26 protein-coding genes are annotated in these 24421 nt (G+C 60.8%); 14 read left to right on the top strand and 12 right to left on the bottom strand.

The genetic code is table 11. The features are described 5' to 3' along the window. The first annotated feature begins 64 nt into the window (after positions 1-64). From Q0908_RS08040 to Q0908_RS08005, 8 genes are all read left to right on the top strand, one after another. Positions 65-946 carry an ABC transporter permease subunit gene (locus Q0908_RS08040; protein ID WP_299283156.1) on the top strand — a complete coding sequence of 294 codons (882 nt, stop codon included), beginning with the start codon at positions 65-67 and terminating at the stop codon, positions 944-946. Beyond that, on the top strand, positions 943-1749 hold the full coding sequence (locus Q0908_RS08035; protein ID WP_299282733.1) for an ABC transporter permease subunit: 807 nt from the start codon (positions 943-945) through the stop codon (positions 1747-1749). Before Q0908_RS08040 ends, Q0908_RS08035 begins: the two co-directional genes overlap by 4 nt. Before the next feature lie 54 nt (positions 1750-1803). Then, positions 1804-3138, top strand: coding sequence for a glutamine synthetase family protein (locus Q0908_RS08030; protein ID WP_299282731.1), 1335 nt, complete (start codon positions 1804-1806; stop codon positions 3136-3138). Between the two features lie 39 nt (positions 3139-3177). Beyond that, the gene (locus tag Q0908_RS08025) at positions 3178-3855 is read left to right on the top strand and encodes a type 1 glutamine amidotransferase (RefSeq protein ID WP_299282728.1); all 678 of its coding nucleotides are present in this window, start codon (positions 3178-3180) and stop codon (positions 3853-3855) included. 3 nt (positions 3856-3858) lie between these two features. Continuing rightward, positions 3859-5247: a glutamine synthetase family protein gene (locus tag Q0908_RS08020; RefSeq protein ID WP_299282726.1), complete on the top strand. Its 1389-nt coding sequence runs from the start codon at positions 3859-3861 to the stop codon at positions 5245-5247. Between the two features lie 45 nt (positions 5248-5292). Beyond that, on the top strand, positions 5293-6594 hold the full coding sequence (locus Q0908_RS08015) for an FAD-binding oxidoreductase (RefSeq protein ID WP_299282724.1): 1302 nt from the start codon (positions 5293-5295) through the stop codon (positions 6592-6594). A 98-nt stretch (positions 6595-6692) separates the two neighbouring features. Next, positions 6693-7880, top strand: coding sequence for an aminotransferase class I/II-fold pyridoxal phosphate-dependent enzyme (locus tag Q0908_RS08010; RefSeq protein WP_299282720.1), 1188 nt, complete (start codon positions 6693-6695; stop codon positions 7878-7880). Positions 7881-8020: 140 nt separating this feature from the next. Beyond that, positions 8021-8917, top strand: coding sequence for an aminotransferase class IV (locus Q0908_RS08005; protein WP_299282717.1), 897 nt, complete (start codon positions 8021-8023; stop codon positions 8915-8917). A gap of 25 nt (positions 8918-8942) precedes the next feature. On the opposite strand, the gene phaR is transcribed toward Q0908_RS08005, so the two are convergent. Together phaR and Q0908_RS07995 are read right to left on the bottom strand one after the other, a co-directional pair. Continuing rightward, the gene (gene phaR, locus Q0908_RS08000) at positions 8943-9497 is read right to left on the bottom strand and encodes a polyhydroxyalkanoate synthesis repressor PhaR (RefSeq protein ID WP_299282714.1); all 555 of its coding nucleotides are present in this window, start codon (positions 9495-9497) and stop codon (positions 8943-8945) included. Positions 9498-9590: 93 nt separating this feature from the next. Beyond that, complete coding sequence (locus Q0908_RS07995; RefSeq protein WP_299282711.1) at positions 9591-10526, bottom strand: NAD(P)H-binding protein; 936 nt, start codon at positions 10524-10526, stop codon at positions 9591-9593. Positions 10527-10632: 106 nt separating this feature from the next. Here Q0908_RS07995 and Q0908_RS07990 point away from each other — a divergent pair, with 106 nt between their 5' ends. After that, positions 10633-11502: a LysR family transcriptional regulator gene (locus Q0908_RS07990; RefSeq protein ID WP_299282708.1), complete on the top strand. Its 870-nt coding sequence runs from the start codon at positions 10633-10635 to the stop codon at positions 11500-11502. 93 nt (positions 11503-11595) lie between these two features. On the opposite strand, the gene Q0908_RS07985 is transcribed toward Q0908_RS07990, so the two are convergent. Then, positions 11596-12048, bottom strand: a complete 453-nt coding sequence (locus Q0908_RS07985) for a phasin family protein (protein ID WP_299282705.1) — start codon at positions 12046-12048, stop codon at positions 11596-11598. Between the two features lie 141 nt (positions 12049-12189). Beyond that, positions 12190-13995, bottom strand: coding sequence for a class I poly(R)-hydroxyalkanoic acid synthase (gene phaC / locus Q0908_RS07980; RefSeq protein WP_299282702.1), 1806 nt, complete (start codon positions 13993-13995; stop codon positions 12190-12192). 154 nt (positions 13996-14149) lie between these two features. Here phaC and phaZ point away from each other — a divergent pair, with 154 nt between their 5' ends. Both phaZ and Q0908_RS07970 read left to right on the top strand, forming a co-directional pair. Continuing rightward, positions 14150-15424 carry a polyhydroxyalkanoate depolymerase gene (gene phaZ / locus Q0908_RS07975; protein ID WP_299282699.1) on the top strand — a complete coding sequence of 425 codons (1275 nt, stop codon included), beginning with the start codon at positions 14150-14152 and terminating at the stop codon, positions 15422-15424. A gap of 3 nt (positions 15425-15427) precedes the next feature. Beyond that, positions 15428-16012 carry a DUF6151 family protein gene (locus Q0908_RS07970; RefSeq protein ID WP_299282696.1) on the top strand — a complete coding sequence of 195 codons (585 nt, stop codon included), beginning with the start codon at positions 15428-15430 and terminating at the stop codon, positions 16010-16012. A gap of 125 nt (positions 16013-16137) precedes the next feature. Here Q0908_RS07970 and Q0908_RS07965 read toward each other — a convergent pair whose 3' ends face one another. The 7 genes from Q0908_RS07965 to Q0908_RS07935 form a co-directional block, all read right to left on the bottom strand. Further along, entirely contained in the window at positions 16138-16848 is a 711-nt protein-coding gene (locus Q0908_RS07965; protein WP_299282693.1) for an alpha/beta fold hydrolase, read from the bottom strand. Between the two features lie 92 nt (positions 16849-16940). Then, positions 16941-18023, bottom strand: a complete 1083-nt coding sequence (locus tag Q0908_RS07960; RefSeq protein WP_299282690.1) for a transporter substrate-binding domain-containing protein — start codon at positions 18021-18023, stop codon at positions 16941-16943. Positions 18024-18025: 2 nt separating this feature from the next. Continuing rightward, positions 18026-19096: a transporter substrate-binding domain-containing protein gene (locus Q0908_RS07955; protein WP_299282687.1), complete on the bottom strand. Its 1071-nt coding sequence runs from the start codon at positions 19094-19096 to the stop codon at positions 18026-18028. Between the two features lie 122 nt (positions 19097-19218). Continuing rightward, positions 19219-19833 (bottom strand): hypothetical protein, encoded by a 615-nt coding sequence (locus Q0908_RS07950; RefSeq protein WP_299283154.1) that lies wholly within the window; start codon positions 19831-19833, stop codon positions 19219-19221. A 17-nt stretch (positions 19834-19850) separates the two neighbouring features. After that, the gene (locus Q0908_RS07945) at positions 19851-20279 is read right to left on the bottom strand and encodes a VOC family protein (protein WP_299283152.1); all 429 of its coding nucleotides are present in this window, start codon (positions 20277-20279) and stop codon (positions 19851-19853) included. Beyond that, positions 20279-21265: an alpha/beta fold hydrolase gene (locus Q0908_RS07940; protein ID WP_299282684.1), complete on the bottom strand. Its 987-nt coding sequence runs from the start codon at positions 21263-21265 to the stop codon at positions 20279-20281. Before Q0908_RS07940 ends, Q0908_RS07945 begins: the two co-directional genes overlap by 1 nt. Next, the gene (locus tag Q0908_RS07935; RefSeq protein ID WP_299282681.1) at positions 21262-22014 is read right to left on the bottom strand and encodes an alpha/beta hydrolase; all 753 of its coding nucleotides are present in this window, start codon (positions 22012-22014) and stop codon (positions 21262-21264) included. Before Q0908_RS07935 ends, Q0908_RS07940 begins: the two co-directional genes overlap by 4 nt. 123 nt (positions 22015-22137) lie before the next feature. On the opposite strand from Q0908_RS07935, the gene Q0908_RS07930 reads away from it, so the two are divergent. The 3 genes from Q0908_RS07930 (at position 22138) to Q0908_RS07920 (ending at position 24038) form a co-directional block, all read left to right on the top strand. Further along, positions 22138-22893, top strand: a complete 756-nt coding sequence (locus tag Q0908_RS07930) for a helix-turn-helix domain-containing protein (protein ID WP_299282678.1) — start codon at positions 22138-22140, stop codon at positions 22891-22893. 90 nt (positions 22894-22983) lie between these two features. Further along, positions 22984-23385 carry an MAPEG family protein gene (locus Q0908_RS07925; RefSeq protein WP_299282675.1) on the top strand — a complete coding sequence of 134 codons (402 nt, stop codon included), beginning with the start codon at positions 22984-22986 and terminating at the stop codon, positions 23383-23385. A 188-nt stretch (positions 23386-23573) separates the two neighbouring features. Then, the gene (locus Q0908_RS07920) at positions 23574-24038 is read left to right on the top strand and encodes a GNAT family N-acetyltransferase (protein WP_299282673.1); all 465 of its coding nucleotides are present in this window, start codon (positions 23574-23576) and stop codon (positions 24036-24038) included. Here Q0908_RS07920 and Q0908_RS07915 read toward each other — a convergent pair. Beyond that, complete coding sequence (locus Q0908_RS07915; RefSeq protein ID WP_299282670.1) at positions 24023-24235, bottom strand: hypothetical protein; 213 nt, start codon at positions 24233-24235, stop codon at positions 24023-24025. The two genes, Q0908_RS07920 and Q0908_RS07915, sit on opposite strands and share 16 nt — an antisense overlap. Positions 24236-24421 lie beyond the last annotated feature (186 nt).

The following is a 24421-nucleotide window of genomic DNA, read 5'->3' as shown; positions in this document are numbered from 1 at the left end:
TCACGTACCCTCCCCTTCATTGTTCCAAAAATATGCACTGACCACGCCTGATACGAGGCCCGCCATTTTCAGCTTTTGCACAGATCCAAGCAGCTTGCCCGATTGGCAGTGGATGGCGTGCTATCTGACGACGGGCAAGCACATGTCGATCTATTGGTCGGTGCTGACGGTCCTGCTTTTACTTGCGATCACCGCCCCTGCTGCGCTCGCCTTTGGCTTTGCCGGAGCGTCCGCCGCACGCTCGCGCATCGCGCCGCTTTCATGGCTTGGCAAAGGCTATATCGCGATTGTGCGCGGCGTGCCCGATATCGCCTTTTTCCTGTTTTTCGTCATCGCGCTGGATCAGATGATCGAATATGTGCGCCACCGTGCGCTCTGCCCTGACTGGTCCGAGCCGATCCGGCAGGGCAATGATTTCGTGGTCTGCGCGGCGGCCAAGATGCCTCTTGGCACCGCCCCCCAATGGGTCCACGAAACCTATGGATTTTTCACGGCCGTCTTCACCTTTGCCATCGTCTTCGGCGCTTTCGCCGCCAACGTGCTGTTCGGCGCGATGCGCGCCGTGCCGCGCGCGCAGCTGGAAACGGCCGAAGCCTACGGCATGAGCCCGCGCCAGACCTTCATGCGGGTGCTCGTGCCGCAAATGTGGGTCTATGCGTTGCCGGGCCTGTCGAACCTGTGGATGGTGCTGATCAAGGCGACGCCACTGCTGTTTCTGCTCGGCGTCGAGGACATCGTTTATTGGGCGCGCGAGTTGGGCGGCACCAAGACCGAACGGTTCACCGAATACCCCCACGGCGACTGGCGGATGTGGTATTTCCTGGCGCTTCTGGTGTTTTATCTGCTCTTCACCCGCGCCTCCGAAGTGGTGCTGGAACGGATCATGGCGCGGCTCACTCTCGGGCAAGCCACCACCGGCGGTGAAGCGCAAAGGAAAGCCGCATGAGCTGCGTACAGACCATCGCCGATTACGGCCTGCGCGCCATCGGAATCGGTGAGCGGTTGCTGCCGCGTGAGGATTTCACCCTGTGCCAGCAGTTCACCCTGATCGGGTCGGGCATGATCTGGAACGTCTATTTCGGTCTGCTTGCGCTGATCTTCGGCTTCTTCTTTGCCACTGCGCTGGCGATTGGCAAGGCGTCAGCCAAGCCGCTGTTTCGCAAACCTGCCGAATGGTTCATCTTTCTGTTCCGCGGCTCGCCGCTGTTCATCCAGTTCTTCTTTGCCTATTTCGTGTTCCTGAGCCTCAAGGGGGTCTATCCGTTCTTTTCGCCTTTCACCGCCGCGTGGCTCGGCGCGCTGATCGTGCTGTTTCTGAACACCGCTGCCTATTCCGCCGAAATCTTTTACGGTGCCCTGCAGTCCATCCCGAAAGGGGAGATCGAGGCCGCCGACGCCTATGGTCTCTCGGGCTGGTCCCGCTTTCGCCGGGTCGTGTGGCCCACGATGCTGCGTCTGGCTTGGCCCGCCTATACGAACGAGGCGATCTTTCTCTTTCACGCCACCACGCTGGTTTATTTCTCGGGCTTTCCGGCCTGGCAGCAACGTGGCGACGCGCTCTATTACGCGAGCTATTTTGCCGACAAGACGTTCAACCCCTTCATTCCCTACCCCATCCTGGCGATGTACTTCATCCTGCTAACCCTGCTCATCATCAGCTGCTTTGGACTTGTGAACACGCGCCTCAACCGACATCTACCGGCCAACACAGGCCAGAAACTCAAACTGCGCCCCAACCTCATCCGCTGAGCCAAGGATTTCATGCCTCCGGCGGGCATATTTGTAGAACAATGAAAGACCACGATGCACGACTGGCTGGTTGAGAACCCTGAAATCCGCGCGATCCGTGTGGCGGCGGCTGATCTTAACGGGGTCGCGCGGGGCAAGCGTGTGCCGGTGCGCTTTGCCGACAAGGTGAGTGTCGAAGGTACGCGCTTTCCCATGTCTGTCCTGAACCTCGACATTTGGGGCGAGGATATCGAGGACAGCCCGCTGGTGATGGAAAGCGGGGATCGTGACGGCATCCTGCACCCCACCGAGCGGGGGTTTGTGCCGATGCCGTGGCTCGACACGCCCACGGGCCTGCTGCCGATCTGGATGTCGCATGAGGATGGCCGCCCCTACATGGGTGATCCGCGCCACGCCTTGGCGGCCGTGGAAAAGCGGTTCAAGGACAAGGGGCTGACACCCGTTGTTGCGGTGGAGCTTGAATTCTTTCTGATCGACGATGCAGGCGCGCGGCTGCGCGTGCCGCCCTCGCCCCGGTCGGGCAAGCGCCGTGTGGCGGGCGAGATCCTGTCGCTGCGCGCGCTCGATCAGTTCGACGGGTTCTTTACCGAGCTGTACGATGCCTGCGAGGCGATGGACATTCCCGCCGACACCGCCATTTCAGAGGCGGGTCTCGGTCAATTCGAAATCAACCTCATGCACCAGGGCGATGCGCTGAAGGCGGCGGATGACGCGTGGCTGTTCAAGATGCTGGTCAAGGGCATGGCGCGCAAGCATGGCTTTGCGGCTTCGTTCATGGCGAAACCTTACGAGGATTACGCAGGCTCTGGGCTGCACATGCATTTTTCGGTGCTGGACGCGGAAGGGCGCAACGTCTTTGACAACGGCACCGATCAAGGCAGTGACATGCTGCGCCACGCGGTGCAGGGCTGTTTGCAGGCCATGCCCGGCTCGACCCTGATCTTTGCGCCGCACGCCAATTCCTATGCACGCTTTGTGCCCGGTGCGCACGCCCCCACCGGTATCGCCTGGGCGTATGAGAACCGCACCGCCGCGATCCGCGTCCCATCAGGCCCACCAGCGGCACGTCGGATCGAGCACCGCCTCGCAGGGGGGGACGTGAACCCCTACCTGTCTATCGCCGCCGTCCTCGGCGCTGCCCTTAACGGGATCGAGGACGCCGCCGAGCCGCCCGCGCCCATCACCGGCAACGCCTATGCCCAGGACCTGCCGCAAGTGCCGGGCACCTGGGAGGCCGCCATAGACGCGTTCGAGACAAGCACGCAGACCGCGCGCATTTTCGATGCCGAGCTGATCCGCAACATGGTCATGACCAAGCGCCAAGAGGCCCGAGAAATGGCGGAATTGAGCACGGACGAGCAAACCGAAATCTACCTCGACACGGTTTGACGCGCACTTTATCAAAGAGGCGTAAACCTCAGGTGATCCATGAAAATCGGCATTTTGCAAACCGGCCACGCCCCTGACGAAGTGTTGGGCGATATCGGGGATTATGATGCCATGTTCGCGCGGCTTCTGGGCGGGCACGGCTTTGAATTCCAGACCTTCAACGTGGTGGACATGGAATTTCCGGGCGGCCCTGAGGCGTGTGATGGCTGGCTTGTGACCGGCTCGAAACACGGGGCCTATGAGGATCACGCGTTCATCCCGCCGCTCGAGGATCTGATCCGCGACATCCATGCCGCCGACCGGCCCATGGTCGGCATCTGTTTCGGCCATCAGATCATCGCGCAAGCCATGGGCGGCAAAGTCGTGAAATTTGATGGCGGCTGGTCGGTGGGCCGCAAGGGCTATACCTATCGGGGCCGGGATATTGCCCTGAACGCCTGGCATCAGGATCAGGTGATCGAGGTGCCCGAGGGGGCCGAGGTCATCGCCTCGAATGACTTCTGCGCCAATGCGGCCCTTGTCTATGGGGATCGCATCTGGACGATCCAGCCGCACCCCGAATTCGGCGCGCCGATGGTGGAGGCCCTTGCCACCCATCGCGGCCCCGGCGTGGTGCCTGATGATGATCTTGACGCCGCCCGCGCCGCGCTTCACGCGCCCATCGATCAAACCGCCATTGCCGATGACATGGCCGCCTTTCTCAAGCGAGGAGCCTGAGCCATGAATTCATTCCCAGACCCGAGTCCGATCCCGGACACGACCATTCCCGACCTGCCCGAAGCCGCGCTGCTTTACCTCGAGGGCAAGCGGCTGGACGAGGTCGAATGCATCATCTCCGACCTGCCCGGCATCGCGCGTGGCAAGGCGGTGCCCGCCTCCAAATTCGCCAAGCAGGACTATTTCCACCTGCCCGACAGCATCTTTTACCAGACCATCACCGGGGATTGGGGCGAGGCGGCGGACGAGGACGGTTTCATCGAAAAGGACATGATCCTGCGCCCCGACATGAGCACGGCCACGGCCGCCCCCTGGACGGGCGACTGGACGCTGCAGGTGATCCACGACGCCTTTGATCGCAAGGGCAATCCGGTGCCCTTCAGTCCGCGCAATGTGCTAAAACGCGTTGTGCAGTTGTATCATGACCGGGGTTGGAAACCGGTTGTGGCCCCGGAAATGGAGTTCTTTCTGATCGCGCGCAATCTGGATCCTGCGCAAGAGATCAGGCCGATGACGGGCCGGTCGGGCCGCCCCGCAGCCGCACGCCAAGCCTATTCCATGACGGCGGTGGACGAATTCGGCCCCGTGATCGACGACATCTACGATTTTGCCGAGGCGCAGGGGTTCGAGATCGACGGCATCACGCAGGAAGGCGGCGCGGGCCAATTGGAGATCAACCTGCGCCACGGTGATCCGGTCAAGCTCGCCGATGAGGTGTTCTATTTCAAACGGCTGATCCGCGAGGCAGCACTGCGCCACGACTGTTTTGCGACCTTCATGGCCAAGCCGATCGAGGACGAACCCGGCTCGGCCATGCACATCCACCACTCGGTGCTGGATGCGGAAACGGGCCAGAACATCTTTGTCGGCAAGCAGGGCGGGGACACAGACGCGTTCTTTCACTTCATCGCCGGTCTGCAGACGCATATGCCCGCCGCGCTGGCGGTGATGGCCCCTTTCGTGAACAGCTATCGCCGTTATGTCAAAGATCACGCGGCCCCGATCAACCTGGCTTGGGGGCGCGACAACCGCACGACGGGCATCCGCATTCCTCTCTCCGAGCCGCAGGCACGGCGCGTCGAAAACCGCATCGCGGGTATGGATTGCAACCCATACCTTGGCATCGCCGCCTCGCTGGCCTGCGGCTATCTGGGGCTTGTGAACGAACAGCGCCCCTCGGCACAGTTCAAGGGTGACGCTTATGAGGGGGACGGTGATATTCCGCGCGTGCTTGGCTCGGCGCTCGATCTCTTTGATGCGGCCACAGACCTGCACGAGGTTCTGGGCCCAGAGTTTGCCCGCGTCTATTCCATCGTGAAACGCGCTGAATATGACGAGTTCCTGCAAGTGATTTCGCCATGGGAGCGGGAACATCTGCTACTGAATGTGTAAATCACCGCCCGCCCGTCCGGGGGAGATTTTTGGGGAACAACGAAGGTGAACCTGCTTCACGCAAATGACCGGGCGGGGGCCTATCCCGACAGTTGGTACGCCGCGACGGCAGACATTGCAGGGCCGCGCCCGGCGCTTGACGGCGAGGTCCGTGTGGATATTTGCGTGGTTGGAGCGGGCTATACCGGCCTGTCCGCTGCCCTTCATCTGGCGCAGCGCGGGTTGTCCGTGGCGATCCTTGAGGCGCAGCGCGTCGGCTTTGGCGCATCAGGTCGCAATGGCGGCCAATTGGGCTCGGGCCAGCGGGTCGAACAACCCTATCTGGAAAAGATGTTGGGGCGCGCGGATGCGGCCAAATTATGGGCGCTTGGGCAAGAGGCCAAGGCGCTGGTCAAATCCCAGATCGCGGATCACGCCATCGATTGTTATCTGCGCCCAGGTGTTGCCTGGACGGCAGAAAGCGCGGCGGATGTGGACGATCTGCGCGCCTACGCCGATCACATGGGCGCGCACTATGACTACCCGGTCGAGGTGCTGGACGAGGCGGCCTTTTACGCTGTCTGCCCCTCACCCGCCTACAAAGGGGGCATTGTCGACTGGGACGCTGCCCACTTGCACCCTTTGCGCTTTGCGCTCGGGCTGGCGGGCGCGGCTGAGGCGGCTGGCGTTACAATCTACGAAGGCAGCGCGGTCGAGGACATCACCGAAGGTGCGCCCTCTCGGTTGCGCACAGCATCTGGCACGGTGACGGCCGATCATGTGGTTCTGGCCTGCAACGGGTATCTGGGCGGGCTCAGCCAACAGGTCGCGGCACGCGTCATGCCGATCAACAACTTTATCGCGGCCACATCCCCTCTTGGCCCTGACGTCGCCCGCGTGCTGGCCAAGGACATCGCGGTGTCTGACAGTCGCTTTGTGGTGAACTACTTTCGTCTCAGCCACGACAATCGGCTGCTGTTCGGGGGTGGGGAAAGCTACGGCTACCGCTTTCCAACCAATATCGCCGCCAAAGTGCGCAAACCCATGACCCAGATCTTTCCGCATCTTGCCGAGGTGCCTATCGACTATGCCTGGGGCGGCACATTGGCCATCACGATGAAACGGCTGCCCTATCTCGCAAGGGTGGCACCCAACATCCTGTCCGCCTCGGGCTATTCCGGGCACGGGGTCGGCACGGCCACTCATGCAGGCAAGCTGATGGCCGACGCGATTGCAGGCGATGCGGCCGGGTTCGACACGATGGCCGCGATCCCCACCCCCGCCTTTCCGGGTGGCATGAGGATGCGCACGCCCCTGCTGGCGCTTGCGATGACGTGGTACAGCCTGCGCGACCGTTTAGGCCTCTGAACGCAATCGGCCCGTTTGAGACTGCGCTCACAAAACTGTTTCCTTTGCGCCGCTGCTGATTTAATAGATATGAAAACCAAGCATAAGGATTCTGAAATATGTCCCTGCCAGATATGCACAGCGCCGAAGCCATCCCCCCTGCAGCCCGCAGCGAGATTGACCGCCTGCTCGCCTCAGGTGACCTGTTCCGCTACACCGCCGCCAGCGACGCGCCCGTCAGTCTGCTCGAGGCCGAATTTGCGCAGATGATGGGTAGCAAGTTTGCACTGGCCGTGTCCTCCTGCTCGGCCGCGCTGTTCCTGTCGCTCAAGGCGCTCGACCTGCCGCGGGACGCGCGCGTGCTGATCCCCGGCTTCACCTTTGCGGCCGTGCCCTCGGCGGTCGTGCACGCCGATTGCGTGCCTGTGCTATGCGAAGTCGGTGACAACTACCGCATTGATATCGACGACTTCATTGCCAAGCTGCCGGACGTCTCCGCGGTGATTGTCAGCCACATGCGCGGGCATACCTCGGACATGGACGCGATCATGGCGCTGTGTCATGCCGCCGATGTGCCTGTCATCGAGGATGCAGCGCACTCGCTCGGCACCACGTGGAACGGGGCCAAGATCGGGACGATGGGCCGGGTGGGCTGCTTTTCCTTCCAGTCCTACAAGATGATCAACGCAGGCGAAGGCGGGATCATGATCACTGACGATGCAGACCTGATTGCGCGGGCGATCATCATGTCAGGTGCCTATGAACATAACTGGAAAAAGCACCCGGTGCTGCAAGACGCCTTTGACGCGCACCAGAACCAGCTGCCGCTCTACAATCTGCGGCTCTCGAACCTCAGCGCCGCTGTGATCCGCCCGCAACTGCCCCACCTTGCGCGCAGAGTGGCGGACGGGCGACGCAATCACGATCATGTCGCCGACCTGCTCGGGCAAAGCGCCCATATTCAAGTCCCCACCCCCCTGCCGGGGGAGGAGCGTGCACCGGATTCCATCCAGTTCAACCTGATCGGCATGAGCGATGAGGAGGTTGGGGATTTCGTCGCCGTTGCGGGACAAAACGGTGTCAAAGTGCAGGTGTTCGGTGCCAGCGCCGACAACGCACGGGCGTTCTGGAACTGGCAATTCATCCCCGACCTGCCGGACCTGCCGCAAACGCGGGCGATGCTGATGCGGGCCTGCGATGTGCGCTTGCCCGTACATCTGCCCACCGACACGCTCAACGATGTGGCTAACGTCCTCCTGACGGCCATCAGCCACGCAACTGAACCACAGCGCAATTACGGCACCTGACCCCACATCATCCTTTCGCCCCAAATACCTCGGGGGAGGGCGTAAGCCCGGGGGCAGAGCCCCCGCTCAAGGTATCCCCGCCTCTTGGCTGGAGGCCGGAGCCTCTTTACCTCTTTACGCGATCCACTACGCTGCGGCCCATGACAGACCTCTCCAAAGGGGCCGCCTGGATGGGTGGCCAGATCATCCCCATCGACCAAGCCGCAATCCCGGTCACGGACTGGGGGCTGACGCATTCCGACATCGCCTATGATGTGGTTCCGGTCTGGCAGGGCGCGTTCTTCCGGCTGGACGATTATGTAACGCGGTTTATCACCTCGCTGACCGCCACCAGATACGACATTGGCATGGACCGGTGCGACATCTGCAGCGCGCTCAACGCCATGGTCAAGGCGTCAGGCCTAAGCGACGCCTATGTGGCGATGGTAGCTGCACGCGGACGCAACCCGGTGGCAGGCAGCCGGGACCCGCGCGACTGCGCCAATCACTTCTACGCATGGTGCGTGCCGTATGTGCACATCGTGACGCCCGAGACTGCGGCCAAAGGCACCTCGGTCTGGATCGCCAAATCCGTCCGCCGCATCCCGGCCGACAGCGTGAACCCACGGGTCAAGAACTACCACTGGGGCGATTTCACATCCGGCCTGTTCGAGGCCAAGGACAACGGGTTCGAGACGACCATACTACTGGATCACGCAGACAATGTGACCGAAGGGCCGGGGTTCAACGTATTTGGAGTGTTTGGGGACACGGTTGTGACCTCAGACCATGGCGTTCTGCACGGGATCACGCGGGCCACAGTGCTGGAAATGTGCGCAGAGGCGGGGCTGAAGACACAAACGCGGCCCCTGCCGCTCGAAGAACTGTGGCGCGCCGACGAAGTCTTTCTGTCGTCCTCGGGTGGTGGGGTCATTCCGGTGGCGCGGGTCGACCAACACCACTTTTCGAACGGGGCGGCGGGGCCAGTGGCGACGGACCTCAGACAGCGATACTTTGACTGGATCAGCCAAGAAAAATACCGCACGCCAATCACGTAAGGCGCACCTGTGGTGCGCCCGACCGTCAGCTCATCTTGGACAGTTTTTCCTGCAACTCGGCCAACTGCTTCTTGATGGCCTCCAGATCTTCGGACCCATCGGAGGCTTCAGGGCCAGATGTCGCGGCACCCGTCCAGGGCGTTGGCATCCCCCCGGTCATCGCCTTCATAAAGGCTTTTTGCTGCGCCTGCATCGCCTCGAAACCGGGCATCTTGGTCATCGGATTGATGGCGCTCATATTCTCGACCACCTTGCTTTGACCATCGCGCAGCATCTCGAACGAGGCTTGCAGGAATTGGGGCACAACAGACACCCCGCCCCCCATATAGCTGCGCACCAGATCGTTCAGCACATCCACCGGCAGAACGCTTTCACCGCGGCTTTCATGTTCGGCAATGATCTGAAGCAGGTATTGGCGGGTCAGATCATCGCCGGTCTTAAGGTCCACGATCTGCACCTCGCGCCCATCCCGGATAAAGCCCGAGATATCTTCGAGCGTCACATAATCGCTGGTCTCGGTGTTATAGAGACGCCGGCTCGCATAGCGCTTGATCAACAATGGTGCTGGTTTGTCTGTCACGTGCCGCTCTCCCCGGTTTCGCTGCATTGCAGCTTAGGCGCAGGTTTCGCAAAAAGAAAGCGTTGCGCGCATTTGGGGAAAATTAGCCATCCATCACGCTAGAGCCGATTGCAAAACATTCGCTTGCGTATGCTTTGACAGGGCCTGCGCAAAGGCCGCCTCGACCGGCGTCTCCACAAAATCAGGCAAGGCGGCGCGCAATTTGGATCCATCCAGATGATGCGGCGCGTTCCACAGATAGCGCATCTCGAGCACTTCGCGCATCAGCGGCGACCACAATGCCATGGTCTTGATGGCAAACCAGGGAAAGCCGGACACTTTCATGGGGCGGCCCAAAGCGCCCTCGGTCAAAGCAATAAGCGCGTCGCCCGTGAGCGCATAGCCCCCAAACCCGAACTCCTCAAAGCTGCTGAACTCAGCGCGCTTGCCCGCCAATGCAGCCGCCGCACGGCCCATATCCGGCAGATAGGACCAGGCATGCACCCGGTCGCGTTTGCCCGGATAGGTCAGCTTGCCCTTGTCGGCTTTGGCGGTGATATATGTCTCGAACCAGTTGCCCGTGTCGGCCCCGTCGATAAAATCGCCGCCCCGCAGCACGATGGTGCGCACGCCGCTGTCGCGGAACGCACTCTCCATACGGATGCGAATTGCGCCCTTCTTTGTATCGCCGACCCACGGCGAGGTTTCCGACAACCGTTCCGGCATGCTCGTGCCGTAATTGTAGACATTGCCCGGGATCAACACGGTCGCACCGCTTGCCTTGGCGGCGGCAATCACGGTGGAGGTGATCTTTGGCACCATCTCGCTCCATTGCGGATAGGGGGGATGCACCGCGTTGACGATCACATCATGGCCCATGCAGGCCTGCACGACCGCCGCTGTGTCCGTGACGTCCGCAGTCACACGGCCGGTCCCCTCTTCGGGCCAGGCGCGCGCCAACTCTGTCACCCGCCACCCTGCCGCGCGAAATCCGGCCACAGCCGCGCGTCCGAACCGTCCTTTTGCACCTAAAACGATCACCGATTCCATGTCACTTCTCCTTGTTGGGTTGCTCTAGGGGGATAGATACGCGAGTCAAAATCGAATAGCATTTGGTCAAATCTGATATTGTCTATTCAAAAATGGATACATGCCAATGTCCCAAACTGACTGGTCTCACATCCAATCCTTTGCTGCGGTGGCCGAACACGGGTCCTTGTCAGCCGCGGCGCGTGCGGTCGGGACCAGCCAGCCCACCTTGTCGCGCCACATCACGGCGCTTGAAAGCGATCTGGGCACGCGGCTCTTTGATCGCAGCCTCGGGGGGATGACGCCGACCGTTGCGGGCACCGAGTTGATGGCACATGCCATGCAAATGTCAGATGCCGCCGCGCGTTTTCATACCAAAAGCACGCATAGCGATCTGAGCGGAACGGTGCGGATCACGGCAAGCCAGGTGGTTGCAGCCTATCTGTTGCCGGACGCCATCAGCGCGCTGCGGCTCACCTATCCGGACATCATCATCGAGGTGGTCGCCTCGGACAGCACCGACAACCTGCTGCGGCGCGAGGCGGATATCGCGTTGCGCATGTACCGCCCTACCCAGAACGATGTCATCACACGGCATCTGCGTGACATGCCGGTCGCCGCCTATGCGGCGCGCAGCTATATCGCGCGGCGCGGAGCCCCCAAAGACATTGCAGATGTGCTGAACCACGATGTGATCGGCTACGACCGCTCGACACTGATCATTGACGGGTTCCGGGCCGCCGGGCACGAGGTCAATCGCGACTTCTTTGCGTTTCGCAGCGATGATCAGGTGGTCTGTTGGGCGCTGGTACAGGCCGGTGCAGGCATCGGGTTCATGCAGCGCAGCATCGGCGATGCGGACCCCAACCTGATCTGTGTGTCCGGTGCCGAGACGTTGGCCATCGTGCCCATGTGGCTCACGGCCCACCCCGATCTGCGCAGCACACCGCGCGTGCGCCGGGTCTATGACTGGCTGGCCGATCATCTGAAAAAGTAGGGCAGACACGAAAAAGGCGGATCCCAAGCAGGGACCCGCCAAAGTCATCGCACCATTTCAGGGAGGAAATACGGCGCGATATCTCGATAGTGCTTACTTGCCAGCAGTCGCTTTTTTCGCAGCCGCTGTCATGTCGCCTGTTGCTTTGGTTACGGCGGCTTGCGCGTCTTCGCTCATGTCTTTGCCAGCGGCCATCATCAGCTCAACTGTGTCCATCTGGACTTTCTTCGCAACTTCGGCGAAGGCGGCCATATGCTCGGATGTCACTTCGGCGTAAGCGGAGGCGAAATCGGTCATCGCTTTGGCGTAGTCAGCTGGCTCGGTTTTCGCTTTGGACATGTCTGCCAGTTTCGCCAGAGTTTCTTTTGTCCACTTGGACGAGATTTCTGTCGATTTTTCGGCGGCGTCGATAGCGACGGTGCTCAGTTTTTCGTTCAGCGATGTCGCTGTCTTGAACGCGTCTTCCATAGCCGCTGTGTCGACGGGGAACGAGCCCATCACGTCTTTGAACATTGCGGTCATGTCAGGTGTAGTTGTCTTAGCCATGGTACTCTTCCTCTTATCGCTGCGAGATCATTCTCGCGTTTCCTGCGTCTGAGAGCAATATGTATGCTGCAGCGCGGCATTTCAAGTAAAAATGCTGCGCTGCGGCAAAAAAGATTTACCCAAGGGAAAGAGTGAGCGAAATCAGGACTTTGCCTTGACGCTTACGTAAGTTCCGGGGGCATCTCCGAGGATGGGATGCTCAGAATCACCCGGTTCACGCGCCTTGACCATGGCCCCTGCCCGCTTTTTCAGCCAGGCACCCCACCGAGGCCACCACGATCCTTCATTGAAGTCAGCCGAGGCCAGCCATGCTTCGTGATCCAGCTTCAGGTCCGGGTTTGTATAGTGACCGTACTTGTTTTTGGAGGGCGGGTTTACGATCCCTGCGATGTGGCCAGACTGGGTCATGATGAACGTCTTGTCCTTGGACCCCATCTGCTGAATGCCGCGATAGCTGTCCTTCCACGGCGCGATATGATCCGTCTCGCAGGCAATCGCACAAAGTGGGACATCAATGTCATCCAGCGTCAGGTGATGGCCCATCAGATCAAAGCCGCCTTCGGCCAGTTCGTTGCGTTGGCACAGACCCCGCAGATATTGCATCGCCATCTTAGCCGGCAGGTTTGCCCCGTCCCCGTTCCAATAAAGCAAATCAAAGGCGGGCGGCGTTTCTCCCATCATGTAGCTTTTGATGGCGGGGGTATACACAAGGTCGTTCGAGCGCAGATAGGTAAAGGTGCGCGCCATGATGACCGAGGGCAATATCCCCTTATCGGCGCATTCCGCCTCGATTCCATCGATAAAGTCGTCTGTCAGGAACGGTGCAAACTCCCCCTGATCGCCGAAATCCGTCAGGGCTGTAAAGAAGGTCGCCGATTTGATCGACTTGTCCTTGCGCTGTTTCAGCAGCGACAGGGTCAGCGACAGTGTGGTTCCCGCGATACAGTAACCGATGGCGTTGACCTGCTTTTCACCCGTGATCGCCTTCGCCTCTCCGATGGCGGCCAGATATCCGTCATTGATATAGTCTTCGAGACCGACACCGGCATAGGCCGCATCCGGGTTGACCCACGAGACCACGAACAGGGTGTGCCCCTGCTCGACAATCCATTTCACAAGGCTGTTCTGTTCCTTGAGGTCGAGGATGTAGAATTTGTTGATCCACGGCGGAAACAGCACCACAGGAGTCTTGTGCACCTTTTCGGTGGTGGGCGTGTACTGGATCAGCTCCATCATGCGGTTACGGAACACGACCTTGCCGGGCGTAGTGGCGATGTTGCGGCCCAATTCGAACGCGGTGTCATCCGCCAGTTTTACGATCAGCTCGCCATTGTTGGCCTCAAGATCGGAAATCAGGTTCTCGAGCCCTTTGACCAATGAGTGCCCTTCGGTCGCGACAGCCTTTTCCAAAGCATCCGGATTGGTGGCCAGAAAGTTGGTCGGCGACATCATATCCACGATCTGACGCGAGAAGTAAGCAAGGCGTTGTTTCTCAGCCGGGTCCATGTCCGTCACATCCTCGACGGCTTGGGTCACGGCGGCAGCATTGATCAGATATTGCTGTTTGACGTAGTTGAAATAGGGGTGCGTGTCCCAGAGCGGATTGGCAAAGCGGCGGTCCTTAGGGCCGGGATCGGCGGGGGCTGCCAGCTTGCCACTGGCCAGCACCTGTTGGGCCTCGACAAAATGGGTCACGGATTTTGACCAGAACTGCAATTGATGCTCAAGCACCTTGGCCGGGTCACGGAAGGCTTCGTGCCAATAGGCGGTGGCCGCCTTGTTGAACAACTCCTGATTCGGACCATCAAGGGCCGCGTTATGCGTGCTGCGGTGCGTCAAAACCTGCGTGAGTCGCTGCGTCAACTCCTCAACTTTGCGCAAGTTTGTGTTCAATTTGTCGAGGTTTTCGCCAGAGACGACACCATCTGTTGTGTCGTTGGTTGTCATATTAATGTCTTCCTCGTAATGTTTGCACATGCAGCATGTGCGCTTGGGAACGCACCGCCTGTATGTATGGTCGCATGTTTCAGGGGGCAAAGCGACAAACCGTCCGATGTATGCGCACGGCATGCACCGGCCCCTAGGGTACGAAGGAAATGTTATGCGCTTTATGGCCAGCTACGACTTCATGGAAACCATGCGGAACACAAACCAGTGGCTCGGTGCCACTGCGCAGGCCATCGGGGCCTATCCGGCCTTCGCGATGGTGCCCAACCCGGCGATGGAAATGATGCGGGCCTGGGGCGAGGTCACAGAACGCACATTCCAGCGCATGGTGGTCAAACCCGATTGGAACATCCCCTCGTTTACAGCGGAAGAGGACGGCAAGGATCATCTGGTCAGCGTCGATATCGAAGTCGCCGGGGCCTTTGGGGACCTGCTGCACTTCAATGTGGTTGGCCGTAAGCCGCGCAAGCGCAAAGTTTTGCTGGTCGCTCCCATGTCGGGCCACTACGCGACGTTGCTGCGCTCGACCGTGATGTCCCTGATGCCCGACTGCGAGGTCTACATCACCGATTGGCACAATGCGCGTGACATCCCCGTGAGCGCTGGCAAGTTCGATATCGAGGACTATACGCTCTATCTGGTGGACTACATGCGCCATATGGGCCCCGAAACCCACGTGATCGCCGTGTGCCAGCCGGCCCCGCTGACACTGGCCGCCACCGCCTATCTGGCGGAAGAAGACCCCAAGGCCCAGCCCCGCTCGCTCACCCTGATCGGCGGGCCGATCGATCCCAATGCAAATGCCACGGACGTGACCGACTTCGGGCATAGGGTCACCATGGGCCAGCTTGAGGAAATGATGATCCAGCGCGTCGGGTTCAAATACCCGGGCGTGGGGCGTATGGTCTATCCAGGCCTGCTGCAATTGGCCTCCTTCATGTCGATGAACAGTGAAAAGCACTCCAAGGCGTTTCAGGACCAGATCAGTGCCGTTGCCCGGGGTGATGCGGCAGACCACGATAAACACAACAAGTTCTACGACGAATATCTGGCCGTGATGGATATGACGGCGGAATTCTACCTCTCGACCGTGGACCGGATTTTCAAACGGGCCGAGATTGCCAAGAACCTGTTCACCGTGGCGGGCAAGCGGGTCGATATCGGCAAGATCACGACCGTGGCCGTGAAAACCGTCGAAGGTGCGGATGATGACATTTCGGCACCCGGCCAATGCGTCGCCGCCCTCGATCTGTGCACAGGGCTTCCCGACAGCAAAAAGGCCAGCCATGTTGAGCCGGGCGCAGGCCATTACGGCATCTTTGCGGGGCGCAGCTGGCGCAACAACATCCGGCCTCTGGTGCTCGACTTCATAGACGCAAACTCGCCACCGCCACCAAAGAAGGCGGCCAACAAAAACCGGGCAGCGTGATCCATGGCAGGCGTCGATCTTCCCTTCGCCTGTGACTGCAACAAGCTGCGGGGCACCCTGCTAGGGGTGTCGCCGGACAATGGGACCCGCGCCGAGTGCTTTTGCCACGATTGCCGCGCCGCTGAAGTCTTTGCAGGTCAGCCCGATCCGGCACCGGGCGCGGTGCAACTCTACCAGACGACGCCGGACCGGGTGCGGTTCGACGATGGGCTCGATCAACTGGCCGTCTTCTCCCTTTCGGAAAAAGGCGCATTGCGCTGGCAGGCCCAATGCTGCGGCGCGATGATGTTTCTCACCACACGCTCCGCCAAAGTCCCATTCACATCACTGCGCACGGACCGGCTGGCCGATGACAGCCCCCTTGGCCCCATCAAGGCACGCGCCTTTGTGCGCAAGCCCAACGGCAAACGCGGCCATGAAGGGGCTGCCGCGTTCATCCTCGGAATGCTCACACGGGTGCTGCCCCGCCGCCTGAATGGAAAGTGGAAGCAAACGCCATTCTTTGATGCAGCCACCAACACGCCGGTGCGCGACATCTATCTGGTCAGCCCGGCCGAACGCGACAACCTGCACTTGCCCAAATACTGACAGGTGGACAAATCGCCCGCCCTACAGATTTCTTTTGACCAAAAATACCGCGGGGGAGTCGCGCACGCGACGGGGGCAGAGCCCCCTGAAACAGGGTGTCGCGCAAGCGCCCTTCGGATCAAGCTTTAGCGCAAAATCAATGGCTGCTTCAGCCAGTCGCGCAGTGCGGCCGTCGTCTCGGCTGGCGCTTCGAGCGTGGGCAAATGGCCTGCATCCTCAAGCACCCGCAATTCAGCGCCATGGATCAACTCAGCCATAAAGGTGTGCCGCTTGACCGGGCACAATGCATCATGCGCCCCGCACAAAACCAGGGTCGGCACCCGGCATTTGCGCAATGTGCCCTGTTGATCACGGCGCCGCTGCAAGGCCCGCGACTGGCGGATGAACACCTCCGGGCCAAGCGCTTCGGCCATATCCATCACTAGATCCAGAATCTCGTTTCGATAGGGGCCCGGTGCCAGATAGTTCGGCTTCATTTCCTCGCGCATCACTTCGGCCATCCGGCCCGTGCGCGCCTTGACGATCTGTGGCTCTCGCGCCGCGGCCACTGGCGGGGTCTCGGCCAGCGGATTGGTGTCCATCAGCGCCAGCCGCGTGATCCGGTCGGGTGCGCGGCGCAAGATTTCCATCGCGACGATCCCGCCCATGGACAGGCCCGCCAGCGCAAAGCGTTGAGGCAACTCGTCCAGCAAACCGCTTGCGATCTCCTCGATCCGCTCGCCGCGGGTCACCGGCGAGACCATCACCGAAAACTCCGACGACAACTCCGCGATCTGCGGCCCGAACAGGCGCGCATCGCACATCATACCGGGAAGGAATACCAACGGCTCAGCCATGTACCCGCCTTGCTTCTAACGCCATCTGCTGCCTGCTGATTTGCCTGTGTGATACACAATGACCCTTGCGCCCGTGCGCCACAAGCCCCCGGTCACTGTTTGATCTGATCCCAGAACAGCGCCAGATGGCGGCTGACAATCGCGTTGTAGCGGTCGGTCTGCTTGAGCTTGGCCAGGCCGGCGTTGAAGCGATAAAGATGTGCAGTCCCGCGCCAGTGTTTCTTGGAGATCAGCACATGCAGCCCTTCGACCGACAAAGGACGCGACAGGGGCGCGACCTTGTCCGTCAGGCCCAGTTCAAACATCTTCTGCACACCCAAAAACTCGTTCAGGGCCACTGCATCGACCTCGCCGGCCATCAGCATCTCGAAACACGCATCCGGTGAGCTTGGCTGCTCAAGCGTGATCAAACCCTGCGACAGCCACCGACGATCCGCGCGGTCCAGATCGTGGGTGAAGTAGCCTGCAGGGCGGCACAGGGTCTTGCCCACCAGATCCGCATCACTCTCGAACGGCAACAGCGCGTCGCTGCGAGAAAACAGCAGGATCACCAGATCGACCAATGGCTCGGAAAAGTGGAAATTGGCACAGCGCTCATGGGTTGGATTGCCCGTGCAATCCGGCTGATACCAGGGAAAGCCCATGTCGAACTCTTTGGAATCGAGCATGGGAAACAGGTGCTTGGACCAATCGTTTTCCCATGTGATTGAATAGGTCAGCGGATTTGGCGTCTCCTCCAGTGCCGCATTCACCAACTCGGTCAACATCCCCTGCCCCGGCCAATCCAGATCCGTAAACGGCGCGTAGTTTGACGCTGTGACAAGGCGCAGCTCCGCCTCGTCCTGCAACAGCGGCGTCGGGTCAGGCACGAATGTTTCGGGCTCGGGCGCGGCGACCGGCTCTGGCGTGGCGACCGGGGCGCTTGCCGCCGTATCCGGGCACGGAATGGCCAGAACGGTACCCGCAGGCAACTCCAAAAGGCTGCCGCCCTGGATGTCCGGGTTGTTGTAGAAAATGAGCGACCAGCGCGACAGATCGCCAAGCTGTTCTTCGGCGATGGAAAACAGCGTCTCACCGGGCGCGACAACATGCGAGGGCGCACAGGCAACCGCCGCTCCGGCCCATCCAAGGACTGCGGCCGCACTCACCCCAAGCTGAGCCCACACCCGTCCCATTCTCAGAAATCAGCCCAGATTTTGGTCATGTGCCGGTCAATCACCTGCTGGTACTCGCCCGAGGCCTTGATCGCATCCAGACCGCCATTGATCGTCTCCATCAACGTGGCGGCGTCAGGGTGTTCCTTGTGCACCAGAACATGCAGCCCTTCGATGGAAATGGGGCGGCCCTGCACCACCTCGACCTGATCCTTGAGGCCCATATCCTTGATCGCTGCACGCCCCGTAAACTCGTTCATCGCAACCGCGTCCACCTCGCCCGACACCAGCATGTCAAAGCAGGCCGCCACCGTCGCGGGCTGTTTCAGCGTAATTTTTGCATCCGTGATCCAACGCCGGTCCGCGCGGTCCAGATCATGGGTAAAGTAACCCGCAGGGCGGCACAGGGTGCGCCCTTCAATATCGGCGTCCTGGGCAAAGGGCACGGGGCGCGACTTGTCCACGAACAGCAGGATCAGCATCTCGAACATCGGATCCGAGAAGTGGAAATTAGCACAGCGGAAATTGTCAGGCGATCCGTCGCAATCGGGTTTGTACCAGGGAAAGCCCATATCCATCATCGCACTCGTCATCAACGGATCAAGGTGGGCCGACCAGTCATTGACCCAGTGCACCTTGTACCCCTCACGCGACGCCGTGCGCCCCATCGCGGTGTTGACCACATCCGTGATCAGGCCCTGATTGTCCAAGGCCTGATCTGTAAAAGGGGCAAAGTCGCCTGCCGTCACCAAATTGATCGTCTGTTCCAATTTGCGGCGCGGGGTGTTCTGCGCAGGTGCCGCCGCAGCCGTCTGCGTCGCAGGCGTTCCCGCGTCCAGACCCACGGGCAGGCCAGCGATGCAGCCCAGTTGCAACCGCATCCCGATCCGCAGTGCATTGGGGTTTTCACCAATCACCGACAGGTTGTTGCGATGCACTTCGGTCCAGGCCGAGGCGTTCTTGTATTGCGCATCCGCGATGGCCGACAGGCTGTCGCCGCGCTTGACCGTGTAACTGCCACCACAGGTCTGGGCGGCCGCAGAAATGCCCGACGCAACGCAGAATGCGGCCGCAAGCCCCAAGAATCGCTTCATCCCTCATCCCCCAGTCCGAATGTGGCGGCAAAATCCCTTATTTTGAGGGGCTCCGTCAACGCCAAAACGAGATGTGGTGGGCAAGTATATATGTTGACACTGTGCGATGGACGCCCGCCGCATCATGGGTAGGCGATTCCCCGAAACGGCGGGAAATCGGCATATCGCTTGGCCCGTGCCTTGGCCGGTTCGGCAGGCTGCGCTCCTCGGCGCAACAGCAGACCTTTGGGCGCAATATAGCTGCCGATCATGCGGTGCGGCGTGGGCCGCCAATCCAGATTGAAAGCGCAGAGTTTCGGGAAAAACCACATACCCGAATAGGGCAGATGATCATGGATCCACCATGCCAGATCACGCCAATCGCGGCCCTGTTCGTATTGATCCGTGAACCAGGGGATGGCGAGGGACGTGCCCGCAATCGCCGTCTCTCCGGTGCCCCAATCCCAGATATGACACTCGATCGGATTGTCGTTGCGCGCGCAGTTCAGCTTGTTCTCGTTGCCATATCGGTTCAGCTCGGGCGAGCGATAGCCGGAGCGGACCGCCAGCCGCCCAAACGTCTCTTCGAGCGGGTCGAGCAACTGCGTACACAGCATCCGCCCATGTTCAATCGCAAGATCAGGATCACGCGGCAGGTTCCTGACTTCATGGAAATTTCCGATTTCCGAATAAAGGAAATCCCGCATGTAAAAGTGCTTGGACAACCGCACGCGGCCCAAGTTTTCGAGGCTCCACATGCTGGCCGGACGGCGCATTACGCGGCCCCGTTCCACTGGAATTGACCCTCGGGGCCGAGTGGTGAAAACGGGTTCCACGCCACTTCCCAGATGTGCCCTTCGGGATCGGCGAAATAGCCGTGATGCCCGCCCCAGAACACATCTTGCGCAGGTTTCAGGATTTTGGCCCCGACACTCTCGGCCCGGTCCAGTAGCCGGGCGACATCTGCCTTGTCAGACACGTTGTGCCCAAGGGTCATGGCCCCACCCCGCAAATCCGCGACCGCAACACCAATGTCGTCGGCCAGCGCGGCAAGGGGATAAAGGCCAAGTGTCTGCCCGATCAAATCAAAGGCAATCACCCCGTCGGGGCTCTCCACCCGCGCCCAGCCCATGGCCTCGTAAAAGGCCGCCAGCGCCTCCATATCCCCCGCCCCGAGCGTGATCAGCGACACCCGTTGATCCATCACGGATCAAGCTCCCGCACGAAGGCGAGCATATCGATGACGGCCCGCTCTGTCTGTCCGGGGGACATGATATCGCCCGTCGCCACGTGGGCGAGTGGATCGTCACCCTCGCCCATAACAGGATTGATAACCTGCGCGTCGCCACCCCAGGCGGCTGCAACTTCGGCGGTGATATCGGGCCGCACCACGCGGTCGTCCGTTGCATACCAGAACAGCGCCGGAAGGGTCTGTGCGCCGTGATCCATCGCCATTGTGGCCTGGATCAGAACCGCCATCGGCAACACGGCGACGCTTGCATATTCCGTGGTCCAGTACCGCCCGTGCGCTTCGCTGGAGGGTTCAAAACTGCGCCGCTCACCGGCAAGGGAGGGCAGCCAATACCGCGCCGCTGGCCATGTCAGCAAAGTCGCAAGCGGGTTGTTGATCCCAAAGTTGGGCGAGACAAAGACAAGGCCCGCCACGTCCTCCATCAGCGCCTCGTTCTGCGCCGTGGCGGCCACCAAAGTGCCCCCTGTGGAGGTCGAGATGATCAACACCTTCTCACCAGCGACCCGGGCCGCCGCGATCCCCTCGGCCAGATCATCGACCCAGCCCTGCACCGTGCCTTCGGCCATCGCCTCAGGGCCGCGCCCGTGCCCTTGCAAACGCGTGTAGATCAAGTTGGCCCCCAGGGACTCGGCCACCGCGTCCGGCACTGGCCGGATTTCTTCGGAAGTCGCAGAAAACCCATGCACATACAGGATCGACCAAGGGGTCTTGGCTCCCGCCTGTCCGGCCCAGATCACCCGCTTTTCGACGCCGGGGGTGATGTCCTCATATGCCGCCTCTACGGCCGCAAAATGGGCATCCAGATCGCCGTCGATCATCACAGCCTCCGGGCGCGGCGTCAGGGTCGCATCCTCGTAGGGGCCAAACAGCCACGAGGCCCCGATCAACACAATCAGGCCCAGCAAGACCCACCCCAATATCTTGCCAAATCGCCTCATGCCACCGTCTCCAGAACCTGCTCAATCGCATCCTCGATCAGACCCAGACACGGCCCGTCGGAAAACCTGTGATCCGCGCCGCGCACCAGCAACAGACGCATATCGGGGCAGTCAGCATGGTTCAGCAATCGCACGGCGGTTTCAGTGCTGACGGCTGTATCTTCCGTGCCTTGCAGACAGCGCACCGCAAAGGGCAAAGGCAGCGGCGCGCGCAGCACCAGGTGATTGCGCCCATCCTCAATCAGGCGCTGCGTGATGATGTAGGGTTCCATATAGTCCGACGGCATCTCGACCCGCCCGTCCCGCGCCAGCGCCTGTTTTTGGGCGTCGGTGAACGAGGCCCAATAGCCGTCTTCCGTAAAATCCGGCGCGGCGGCAATGGTCACCAGTCCGGCCACGCGATCCGAATGATGGCGCGCAAACAGCAGCGCCTGCCAGCCGCCCATCGAACTGCCCACGATCACCAGCGGACCCGTCGTCAACGCCTCGAGCGCAAAGGCGGTATCCTCCGCCCAATCCCCGATGCAGCCATCTTCAAAGGCTTCAGAACTTTGCCCATGCCCGGAATAGTCAAACCGCAGAAACCCCCGCCCCTGCGCGCGGCACCACGCCTCGAGATGGATGGCTTTCGTGCCCTCCATGTCTGACTTCAGCCCCCCCAGGAAGACGACCCACGGGCCTGTCCCTTCGCTGCGGTGATAGGCAAGGCGGCGCCCTTGGTCTGTGTCAATGAAGTCAGCGGTGGTCATGGCAGTCCTCTGGCAGTTTGCGCGGATCATGGGCAGGTGCCGCCGCGCTGTCCATCCTGCGTGGGTCAGATTTATTAGGTTACCATCTTGTCACGTGACTGTATAATCACATATAGAGACGGAATGGATGCCTTGTTCAAATCGCTCGCCGACCCCGCCCGTCGCACGCTGCTGGATGCGTTACGTGAACAGGACGGTCAGACGCTGCAGCAATTGCAGCCCTGTCTGGACATGTCCCGTTTTGGGGTGATGAAGCATTTGGGCGTCCTTGAAGACGCGGGGCTGATCACCACCAAAAGGGTGGGTCGGTTCAAGCATCACTACCTCAACGCCCTGCCCCTGCAGGAAGCCATTGACCGCTGGATAGAGCCTTTGCTCGTCAAACCGGCGGCCCGAGCAGTTCTCGACCTGAAATCGCAACTGGAAGGAACCTCGCCCATGTCGAAACCCGATTTTGTCATGCAAACCTATATCAAGACCACGCAAGACCGGCTCTGGGATGCCCTGTCGGACGAGACCAACGTGGCGCATTACCACTTCATGGCCAGCCACGCGACGCGCGAGGGCGCACGCACCACGATGTTTCTGCCCGATGGCACCGAACTGATGTCAAACGTCCTTTTGACCAGTGATCCCAAATCCCGGATAGAATGCACGTTCGAGCCCAATTGGGAGGGCGGCGGCGCGCCAAGCCGGGTCATCTACCTCATCGAGGTCGAAGGGGACTTCATCAAGCTGACGGTTGAACATTACGACCTGACCTTCCCCGTCGTGCCCGGTGAAGGGGTGGCTGATGGATGGGCGCGGTGGGCGGCGGGCCTGAAAACATGGCTCGAAACCGGCGAGCCCACACATTTCGGAAGCCGCGCAAGCGCCTGATCCCACCTTCATCTTGCCAGACAAACTCCGGGGGAGTCGCGGATGCGACGGGGACTGGCCCCCTCCCCGCTCAGAATCGAAAGCTGTGCTATGACACCCGAACTGACCTATCTAACCCTGACAGCCATCCTCGCGGCCTCCATGTGGATCCCCTACATCGTGGGCGTGAACATGCATCCCCAAACCGGGATCGACGACTTTGAACGACCGCCCCCGCTGACGGGATTTCCGGCCTGGGTGCATCGCGCCCACCGCGCACATCTGAACCTGATCGAGGCCGCTGTGCCATTCGGACTGGTCGTGCTGGTCGCACACAGTCTCGAGGTCTCGGGACCCGTCACGATCTGGGCCAGCGCCGCCTTCTTCTGGTTGCGGCTTGCACATGCCATTGGGATGGTGTCGGGGGTGGCGCGGTTTCCGGTGCGGCCCATCATCTTTACGCTCAGTTGGGTCTGCACGCTGGCTATCGCAGTGCGGTTGCTGGTCGGCTGATCGCGCTTGACCCGCCAGCCGGACCGGGCCAATCTGTGCGCCATGACACATGCAGTTCACCAAGGATATTATACGCAGGCGCATATCTCGCGCGCCTGTGGCTGTGTCTGACCCCACGCCCACACCCGCCGCGCCCTGCGGTGGTCCTGTGCTGATCTCTGGCCTGCCGCAGGCGCAGGAGACATCACATGACCTTCACCATCCGACCTGTTGACCCTGCCGACATCCCGGCCCTCCACATGATGATCTGTGCGCTGGCCGCACATCACGGCGACACGCCCAACATCAACCCGACGCACCTGCGGCGCGACGTGTTGGGGACCTGTCCGTGGTACACGGTGCTGGTGGCCGAACAGGATGCAGCGTTGATCGGATACGCCGCCCTTTTGCCGCTCGGGCAGCTGCAATTCGGTGCCCGGGGGATGGATATGCACCACCTTTTCGTGCGCGACCATAGGCGCGGCCAAGGGGTCGGGGCGGCGTTGGTTTCCGCCTCGCAGGCGCATTGCAGAAAGGTCGGGTGCACAGTCCTGACGGTCGGCACGCATCCCGACAACGCAAAAGCCGCACGGTTCTACGAACGGCGCGGCTTTGAACCCCGGTCGGGCCCGGGACCTCGATTTTCGATCAGGCTCGATCAGCCGCCGACGTAAGTGCCGTCAGCGGGGCGGAAAAACGTCTTTTGATTGTGAAGCCGCCCCAGCAGATCATGGATCTGCATCACATCCTCGTCCGCCGCGCGGGCTTTGATGTCACTTTGCGTCTTGGCCAGCTTCGTGGCGCGCAAGGCCGTCTCGATCAGGTCCAGATCCTCGACACTCAATTCGAAATTGGTGTTATACTTTGGCACGGCGTTCCCTCTGAGATCAAAAGTTTCCGATAGTAAACTGCCCCTTAAAATAGGGGTTGATAGCCCCACGTCCAGCACAAATTGTCGCAAAAACCGCGCGTTTTGTCGCATTCTGCGCATAACGATTATCAAGCCCGTTCAGATGGGCACCGCAGACTTGACGCCTTGCGCGCCGCCTGCGACATG

Origin of the sequence: uncultured Tateyamaria sp., from assembly GCF_947494755.1 — a bacterium.
GTDB lineage: Bacteria > Pseudomonadota > Alphaproteobacteria > Rhodobacterales > Rhodobacteraceae > Tateyamaria.
Note: the sequence above shows the minus strand (reverse complement) of the source record. Positions and strands in the feature narration are given on the sequence as shown.

Bases quoted from the DNA above. Each gene is read 5' to 3' on its own strand.
- Q0908_RS08035 (WP_299282733.1), top strand. From the start codon at position 943: ATGAGCTGCGTACAGACCATCGCCGATTACGGCCTGCGCGCCATCGGA.
- Q0908_RS08030 (WP_299282731.1), top strand. From the start codon at position 1,804: ATGCACGACTGGCTGGTTGAGAACCCTGAAATCCGCGCGATCCGTGTG.
- Q0908_RS08025 (WP_299282728.1), top strand. From the start codon at position 3,178: ATGAAAATCGGCATTTTGCAAACCGGCCACGCCCCTGACGAAGTGTTG.
- Q0908_RS08020 (WP_299282726.1), top strand. From the start codon at position 3,859: ATGAATTCATTCCCAGACCCGAGTCCGATCCCGGACACGACCATTCCC.
- Q0908_RS08010 (WP_299282720.1), top strand. From the start codon at position 6,693: ATGTCCCTGCCAGATATGCACAGCGCCGAAGCCATCCCCCCTGCAGCC.
- Q0908_RS08005 (WP_299282717.1), top strand. From the start codon at position 8,021: ATGACAGACCTCTCCAAAGGGGCCGCCTGGATGGGTGGCCAGATCATC.
- Q0908_RS07995 (WP_299282711.1), bottom strand. From the start codon at position 10,526: ATGGAATCGGTGATCGTTTTAGGTGCAAAAGGACGGTTCGGACGCGCG.
- Q0908_RS07990 (WP_299282708.1), top strand. From the start codon at position 10,633: ATGTCCCAAACTGACTGGTCTCACATCCAATCCTTTGCTGCGGTGGCC.
- Q0908_RS07985 (WP_299282705.1), bottom strand. From the start codon at position 12,048: ATGGCTAAGACAACTACACCTGACATGACCGCAATGTTCAAAGACGTG.
- phaC (WP_299282702.1), bottom strand. From the start codon at position 13,995: ATGACAACCAACGACACAACAGATGGTGTCGTCTCTGGCGAAAACCTC.
- phaZ (WP_299282699.1), top strand. From the start codon at position 14,150: ATGCGCTTTATGGCCAGCTACGACTTCATGGAAACCATGCGGAACACA.
- Q0908_RS07970 (WP_299282696.1), top strand. From the start codon at position 15,428: ATGGCAGGCGTCGATCTTCCCTTCGCCTGTGACTGCAACAAGCTGCGG.
- Q0908_RS07965 (WP_299282693.1), bottom strand. From the start codon at position 16,848: ATGGCTGAGCCGTTGGTATTCCTTCCCGGTATGATGTGCGATGCGCGC.
- Q0908_RS07960 (WP_299282690.1), bottom strand. From the start codon at position 18,023: ATGGGACGGGTGTGGGCTCAGCTTGGGGTGAGTGCGGCCGCAGTCCTT.
- Q0908_RS07955 (WP_299282687.1), bottom strand. From the start codon at position 19,096: ATGAAGCGATTCTTGGGGCTTGCGGCCGCATTCTGCGTTGCGTCGGGC.
- Q0908_RS07950 (WP_299283154.1), bottom strand. From the start codon at position 19,833: ATGTGGAGCCTCGAAAACTTGGGCCGCGTGCGGTTGTCCAAGCACTTT.
- Q0908_RS07945 (WP_299283152.1), bottom strand. From the start codon at position 20,279: ATGGATCAACGGGTGTCGCTGATCACGCTCGGGGCGGGGGATATGGAG.
- Q0908_RS07940 (WP_299282684.1), bottom strand. From the start codon at position 21,265: ATGAGGCGATTTGGCAAGATATTGGGGTGGGTCTTGCTGGGCCTGATT.
- Q0908_RS07935 (WP_299282681.1), bottom strand. From the start codon at position 22,014: ATGACCACCGCTGACTTCATTGACACAGACCAAGGGCGCCGCCTTGCC.
- Q0908_RS07930 (WP_299282678.1), top strand. From the start codon at position 22,138: ATGGATGCCTTGTTCAAATCGCTCGCCGACCCCGCCCGTCGCACGCTG.
- Q0908_RS07925 (WP_299282675.1), top strand. From the start codon at position 22,984: ATGACACCCGAACTGACCTATCTAACCCTGACAGCCATCCTCGCGGCC.
- Q0908_RS07920 (WP_299282673.1), top strand. From the start codon at position 23,574: ATGACCTTCACCATCCGACCTGTTGACCCTGCCGACATCCCGGCCCTC.